The following is a 6058-nucleotide window of genomic DNA, read 5'->3' on the forward strand; positions in this document are numbered from 1 at the left end:
TGCGCAACCGGCTCGGCCGCAAGCCGTGTAACGGTCGCGATCGCGTCGGCGATGGCCGGCCGCTTGTCCTCGGCAAGTTCCGCGGCGTCGGCAACCGCGGTGATCCTGGATGCGGCTGACGTGACCGCCAACGCCGATGGCGCCGCCTGCCCGGGCGCGACATCACGCATGCGGAAGCCGGTCGCGGCGGCGATCATGTCGATCCCGGCAGCGATCAGTGATGCAATGGCCAGTGCGCCGGGCACAGCAGCGAACGGCAGCGACGGCAGGCCGGCCGCGATAAATTCGATGTCGAAGCCGACATAGCCGGCGCGGCCGCGCTCACGCGACAGAGACCAACGTGGCACCCTGACCAGCACCGGTCCGCCCATCGGCAGCACCAGTGTGGCGGCGCCCGGTGCATTGAGCGCGGCAGTGAACGCGCGAGCGGCGGCGTCAGCGAGATCGCCAGCGACGTAGGCGCTGAGCGAAAACCGCCTGACATCGCCGCCCATGTCCTCGGTGACATGCAGATCGGAATAGGCGATCGGCGAGACGGCGACGCGGCGGCCGCCCTCGGCGTCCTCATAGTCGACGAAGAACGGCACGCCGCGAAACGTGGCGGGCCGGAACGCTTTCAGCCAGTCGCGCATCAGTTCAGGCTTACCGGATTGAGCAATGCCAGCACTTCACCTCGGCTAATCAGCACCGCCTTTGTGACGACGGTGCCAAACGCTATGCCGCCCCGGCTCGGTTTCGCGCCAGGAAGCTGCGCCAGGGCGATGCGCCAGTCGCCGATCCACTGCGTTTCGGCAAAGTGCCGGGCAAGGAAAGGATGCTGGTTGGCGACCGCAATCATGCCGGGCGCTTCCTGCGGGTCGATGACGATGCCGAATTCCTTCATGCCGCGCGCCGCCAGCCTGTCGTGAATGGCAAGCGACATCACCTGGCCGATGGTACGGCCATTGCCGGCGGCCGCTCGCATCAGATGGTGGAAGCATCCGACAGGATCGTCATCTGCGGTCCCAGCCAACACCGACACTGCTTTCTGCGACAGTTTCGGCAGGCCGGGCTCGGTTTCCCACAGCGCACGTGCCGCAGCCGGGCCATAGATCGAATTGGCGACCGATATCATCCGCGCCGCCGCATTGATCTTCGCCACCCTCATGCCGAAGACCTTGCCGTCGGCGAGGCTCGGAAGATCTTCGTCTTCGGCCGTCATGACATAGGCGCCGGAGCGCCGCAGCGCCGGCAGCACTTCCGCCGTCACCCATTTCTTGAAACGCTTGGCGGCCGGCTTGCGGCTGGTCAGTATCAACGAGTAGAGCCCGCTCTCGTTGATGATCGTGATGTTGGGATTGCCGCCCGCGGAGGTAACATCCGGATTGCGGATGCTACTCCTCTCATCATCGTCAAGGCGCCCGGCCGCGTTTCCGACGTTTCCAATATCAAGCACGCGACAAACGTCCGACAGCACGAACCACGGTTCATCGTCGCGCACGGTCATGCGCACGCCCTGCCCTTCGAATTCGAGGTCGCGAAGATTGAGCGCGTTCACGCCGCACCTCCTTGTCCGAAGTCCTTCATAACGGCCACCACGCCCGTATCGTGGTCGATCAGCACCCTTGCACTGCCATGCAGCGCCGTCATCGCGGCCGCAAGCGCCGCGGCGGCCTGCCGAACCCGCTCACGGGGGCACTCAGGAGCGGCGGCTGACGCCATGACCGGCAAGGCAGCGGCCACGACCAGCCCTCCCAAAATGCCCCTGCGCGTGATAGTGCTGATTGCAGCTTCTTTCATGGCTTAACTCCATGTTTGGGGTGAGGCCCGATCTGGTGTTGCAAGCACTTGATCGGGCCGTTGCTTTTTGTATAGAGAACTGCTAGATATCTTCTTCACACCAAATTGTAAAGAGGTTTTCTATACAAATGGCAAAAGAGGCGAAGACAGCGCAGGTTAACCTTCGCCTGCAACCCTCACTTAAGGAAGCCGCCGAAAAGGCCGCAGAGGCGGAGCACCGATCTCTGACGTCGCTGATCGAAGTTCTATTAACCGGATGGCTTCGCGATAAGGGATACTTGCCGCCCCGACTCGACTAATCCGTGTTTCTCTGCTTTTTAACCGGATCGCCAAAGGAGGGCTTTCCGGTGAGAATTCTAATGATGCTGGCGCTTTCACTGCTGCCAATAAACGCGCAGGCAAAAGACATAGCGGCTCAAAACAACTTGATCATACAGATCGGCCGCGCGACAGCTCTGGGGCAACTCTGCGGAAGACATGGCATCCGCGAGAGACAGCTTGCGAAGTACCTCAACCCATTCGGTCTTCGCCTAAAAAACCCAAATATCGCTGACTGGATCGACGCCGAAAAGTGGAACGCACTCAACACCGAATTCGAAACGATGCCGCGCCCGTCAGCCTGCGCTATGGCCGAGGTTCTCTATGGCCCGACGGGATCGGTGCTGCCAGGCCTCTTCGAAGCTGACTAACGCGGCCCCATAACGCGGCCGGCTTCGGAGCGGCCGGTGTCGGCGCGAACCGGCCTGCCAACGGTGACAGCAGTGCCGTTAGGCAGCTTCACATTGGCGTTGAATGCCGCCGCGGCTTCCGCACCGAACTGCTTACCGACGCCGGCAAGCATCGCCGCAAATGTACTGCCGCCTGCCTGGGCTTGCGCGTTAATCTCCCTCGCAGATTCTGCGATCGACTGTCCGGCGGATGCTCCGCCTTCTTGTATGCTCTCAGCCATCTCGGCAGCAGCGGCCGCCATTGTGAAATCGGCAGTCCGCTCGAACCCGCCAGCGTTGACTGCCGCCGCATGACCGCGCCCATATAGGCCGTATTGCTCGGCGACCGATCGCGGCGGGAGGCTGGCAGCATTTGCGTCCGGGCGAACCGGAACCGGGAGCCCGTTGGCGTCGATGGCGGCACCGAACGTCGTTTCGCGCGTCTTTGCGCCATCACGGCGCGAGGCGCCATATTTCGAGTACTCGTCGACCGTTTTCTGCCGGCGCGCCATTTCCTCCTGCGCCTCCAGGTCGAAGCTATGGCGCAACCACCACCCGAGGCGCTCGGAGCCGCTGTAACCTTCACGGGTCAGTCGCTCGTTAACCGCGCTGGTGCGGTCCTGGTTCTGACTGGCGGTATCGAGAAGCTGCGGAACGCCGGCGCCGGCAAGCCCCCGTCCAACCGACAAAACAAACTTGTCCCAACTGTTCGACAGATGCTGGATGCTGGCCATGGCGTCTTCGGTGACCGCTTTTACGTTCACTTGGATTGTGCCTTGCGACTTGTCGCGCAATTCATCGATCATCTTCATGAGGCCGGGCAGATCCTGCACCAGCATGCGCGCGAAGTTGCGGCTGTCCTGTTCGCTGAACAGATGGCCGAGCAGGCTGACGTCGCCATGCGTCGCCTTTTCGATCAATCTGGCCATAGTCACGAACAGATCCTTGCCGTCGCGCTTGGCTTCCTTCAGCGCCTTGGGCAGGTCGACGCCCATCTTCTTGAAGTTCGCCGCGACGGTCGGGCTGTTGATCTTTTCGAGGAAGTCCTTGGTCGAGGTCGCTGCCTCTTCTGACGTGCCGACCCTGTTGCGCATAGCTTCCAGCGCGCCGACGATCGAAGCCGATCCGGAAAGTCCGCTGAAGCCGTTGGCTGCGGCGACGGGCAAAAGACTGGGCAGATAGCGCGCCAGGTCGCTGCCCTCGAATTTGCCGCTGGCGCCGCCGGCGGCAACGATGTCGAAGAAGCGCTCGCTCTCCTTCGACAGAAGCCCCATCGACCGGCGCGCGGCATCCCACGTATTCACCACGTCGGCGCCGGACGCCCCCATGCCTTGCTGCGCCTTGACGATGCCGTCGATGTCGGACCGGATATCCCTGAGTTCGGCGCCTGTTTCGGCGTAGGCGTCGATGGCCTCGACAACCGCATCGTTTGATACGGCATAGCGCTGCGCGATGCTCATGGCATCCCGGCCAAGGTCGGTCATTTCCTTGCGAGTGGCGCCGATCTTCAGGCCGGTGCGCGTCAACTGGCGCTCGAATACCGCATACTCCTTTGTCGCCGTGATCGCGCCATACCCAATGGCGGCGGGGCCGAGGTACCGCATAGAAGTGGTCGACATCAGGCCATTCACGGCATTCTGCGCGCGCGCCATCGCGGTTTGGGTGCGATTGAACGCCACGGCCTTCCGGTTGACCTGATCCAACTTGTTGCCGAGCTGGCCGAAGGCGCCCATCGGGCCGAGCTTCGCCGACAGGCGAAGGATAGCCTCGACCGTCCGGTTGCTCATCACTTGCGCCTTTTCTGGAATTCAATCCCGCGGCGATGCCACGCTAGGACCGACGATATGCTCATGCCTGCCACTTCCGTCGCCGACATGTGGAAATGAAAAATCAGGTCATCGGCGCGGATGCCGATGTCGTCGGCAACTAATCTGCCGACTGCCCGCCAGGGGTAAAAAAATCGAGGACCGCACCCCGCACCTTTCGGGCATCGGCGATCGACAGTTCGCCAAGCTTTTCAGCACCCGGCGCAACGATGCAGCGACGGACGTAAGCCGCAACAGCAGCCGTGTTTTCGATCACGACATCCTGTGAACCAGCTCGCTGCAGTTCGAACGGCTCGCCCAAGGCAAGCAGATCCTCGAAACGAGGCTCGCGCACGGTCACCGTGTCGAAAACAGTATCGTGCGCCTGATACTGACGCGAAAGCTTGATGGTCTTCTCTGCCATGTCAGATCTTCTTGTAGGCACGGGCGATCAGCGCGACGCCGGTCACCTCGCCAGACGCCCGGTTGATGGATGGCCGCCCGGTGAAGGCAGCGCCGGTCCACAGATGCTGCGCGCCGTTGAACACTTCGTTCAGCGTCACGTTGAAATCCGAGACACGCATCAGCCGGTTCCAGTCGTCGGCCGTCATGTCCTCGAAGGTCAGTTCGGCCGTGTAGCCGACCGGCTCGGCGGTTCGGTAAATCGAACCATCCTGGTTGGCGGCACCGGTCATGTTGAGGTTCGACCCCATCACGGTTGCCGCGCCGCGCACCACGATGCGGTCGCCGGTCGAAAGGGCGAACGTCATCTCTCCACCGAAGTTTTGCATCGGTCATTCCTTTCCAGATTTGAAACGAGATCGGCCGCTTCGGCCGGTGAGTGGCGTTATGCGGCGCGGTACTGGCTGTAGAGCCTGGCGTTGGCGGCGATCACGTCGAGCGCGTTGACGCGGTCGATCGGCGCCAGGATGTCGACACGGTTGGCGTTCTCGGTGTTGCGCTGGACGACGAGGCGATCGGCGAAGCCGCGCGCGTTCTCGAGCACGCCCTGTTTCTCCATCGTCTCGGCAGCATGGACCAGCGTTGCCTTGATCGCCTTCGGTGTCGACAGCGAGCCGAGGCCGCCGGGGTTTTCATCGGCAAGCGCCTTCTGTCCGTGCTCGTAGGACAGCTGCGCCCTGAAGAAACGCAGGATGGCGACCAGCTGGCCGATGGCCTGTATGTCGCGGAAGGTCTCGTCCGGCTGCGCGTTGGCGTCCTTCTGGTAGGTGGTGATGATCTTGTCGATCGCCACGCGGCCATCGGCCGTGATTATGAAGCTGGAAATGCCGGAGCGCAGCAGCGTGTTGCGGCCGGCATAGGTTGGCACGGTCGCGCGGTTACGCTGCGCCTTGACGCCTTCGACGACAAGCCCGGTCTGGTTGCGCGAGACGTTGCCGGTAACGCCATCGGACAGCCATGGCACGATGCGCGAAACGAGGGCTGCGGCCCACAGCCAGGCTGGCGACGCGTTGCCGGCAGCTGCGATGCGCGGCAGGATCGTAAGATGGCGGTCGTTGAGGGACAGGCCAAGCGTGGTCAGCGCCGCGGTCGAGCCGGTCGACGGCGCGAAGACATGGCCATAGACCTGCCTGTTGTAGGCCCAGCGACCGGACGTATCGTTGAGCAGCGCAGCATAGCGGCCGATATTGGTCGCGTCGGCGAAAGGCGAGACGATCCAGTCGAAGGGATCATCGCCGAGCGAGGCGAGTGCCGCCGACAGGTCGGGATCGCCGGCCGCAACACGCTGCTGCGCTCCGGCATTTC

General features: G+C 62.8%; 8 protein-coding genes. 1 reads left to right on the forward strand and 7 read right to left on the reverse strand.

Features of this window, described 5'->3' with window-relative positions; genetic code table 11:
• From E5W70_RS03640 to E5W70_RS03650, 3 genes are all read right to left on the reverse strand, one after another.
• On the reverse strand, nt 1-632 hold a 632-nt coding region (locus E5W70_RS03640), incomplete at its 3' end, for a DNA circularization N-terminal domain-containing protein (protein WP_292654053.1).
• Entirely contained in the window at nt 632-1537 is a 906-nt protein-coding gene (locus E5W70_RS03645; RefSeq protein ID WP_292654054.1) for a BRO family protein, read from the reverse strand. The genes E5W70_RS03645 and E5W70_RS03640, both read right to left, overlap by 1 nt.
• Nucleotides 1534-1779, reverse strand: a complete 246-nt coding sequence (locus tag E5W70_RS03650) for a hypothetical protein (RefSeq protein ID WP_292654055.1) — start codon at nt 1777-1779, stop codon at nt 1534-1536. Before E5W70_RS03650 ends, E5W70_RS03645 begins: the two co-directional genes overlap by 4 nt.
• A 359-nt stretch (nt 1780-2138) precedes the next feature.
• Here E5W70_RS03650 and E5W70_RS03655 point away from each other — a divergent pair, with 359 nt between their 5' ends.
• Nucleotides 2139-2468, forward strand: a complete 330-nt coding sequence (locus E5W70_RS03655; protein ID WP_292654056.1) for a hypothetical protein — start codon at nt 2139-2141, stop codon at nt 2466-2468.
• Here the strand turns inward: E5W70_RS03655 and E5W70_RS03660 are convergent.
• The 4 genes from E5W70_RS03660 to E5W70_RS03675 all read right to left on the reverse strand — a co-directional run.
• Complete coding sequence (locus E5W70_RS03660) at nt 2465-4273, reverse strand: phage tail tape measure protein (protein ID WP_292654057.1); 1809 nt, start codon at nt 4271-4273, stop codon at nt 2465-2467. The two genes, E5W70_RS03655 and E5W70_RS03660, sit on opposite strands and share 4 nt — an antisense overlap.
• Before the next feature lie 139 nt (nt 4274-4412).
• A complete protein-coding gene (locus tag E5W70_RS03665; protein ID WP_292654058.1) occupies nt 4413-4715 on the reverse strand; it encodes a hypothetical protein in 303 nt (100 codons plus the stop codon).
• A gap of 1 nt (nt 4716) precedes the next feature.
• Nucleotides 4717-5082 carry a phage tail tube protein gene (locus tag E5W70_RS03670; protein ID WP_292654059.1) on the reverse strand — a complete coding sequence of 122 codons (366 nt, stop codon included), beginning with the start codon at nt 5080-5082 and terminating at the stop codon, nt 4717-4719.
• 56 nt (nt 5083-5138) lie between these two features.
• Nucleotides 5139-6058, reverse strand: a 920-nt coding sequence (locus E5W70_RS03675; RefSeq protein ID WP_292654060.1) for a phage tail sheath subtilisin-like domain-containing protein, incomplete at its 5' end; no start/stop codon positions are given.

The organism is Mesorhizobium sp., from assembly GCF_005063415.1.
Classification (GTDB): domain Bacteria; phylum Pseudomonadota; class Alphaproteobacteria; order Rhizobiales; family Rhizobiaceae; genus Mesorhizobium.

Excerpts from the sequence above, each read along its gene's own strand:
- E5W70_RS03660 (WP_292654057.1), bottom strand. The coding sequence starts at position 4,273 with ATGAGCAACCGGACGGTCGAGGCTATCCTTCGCCTGTCGGCGAAGCTC.
- E5W70_RS03665 (WP_292654058.1), bottom strand. The coding sequence starts at position 4,715 with ATGGCAGAGAAGACCATCAAGCTTTCGCGTCAGTATCAGGCGCACGAT.
- E5W70_RS03650 (WP_292654055.1), bottom strand. The coding sequence starts at position 1,779 with ATGAAAGAAGCTGCAATCAGCACTATCACGCGCAGGGGCATTTTGGGA.
- E5W70_RS03670 (WP_292654059.1), bottom strand. The coding sequence starts at position 5,082 with ATGCAAAACTTCGGTGGAGAGATGACGTTCGCCCTTTCGACCGGCGAC.
- E5W70_RS03655 (WP_292654056.1), top strand. The coding sequence starts at position 2,139 with ATGATGCTGGCGCTTTCACTGCTGCCAATAAACGCGCAGGCAAAAGAC.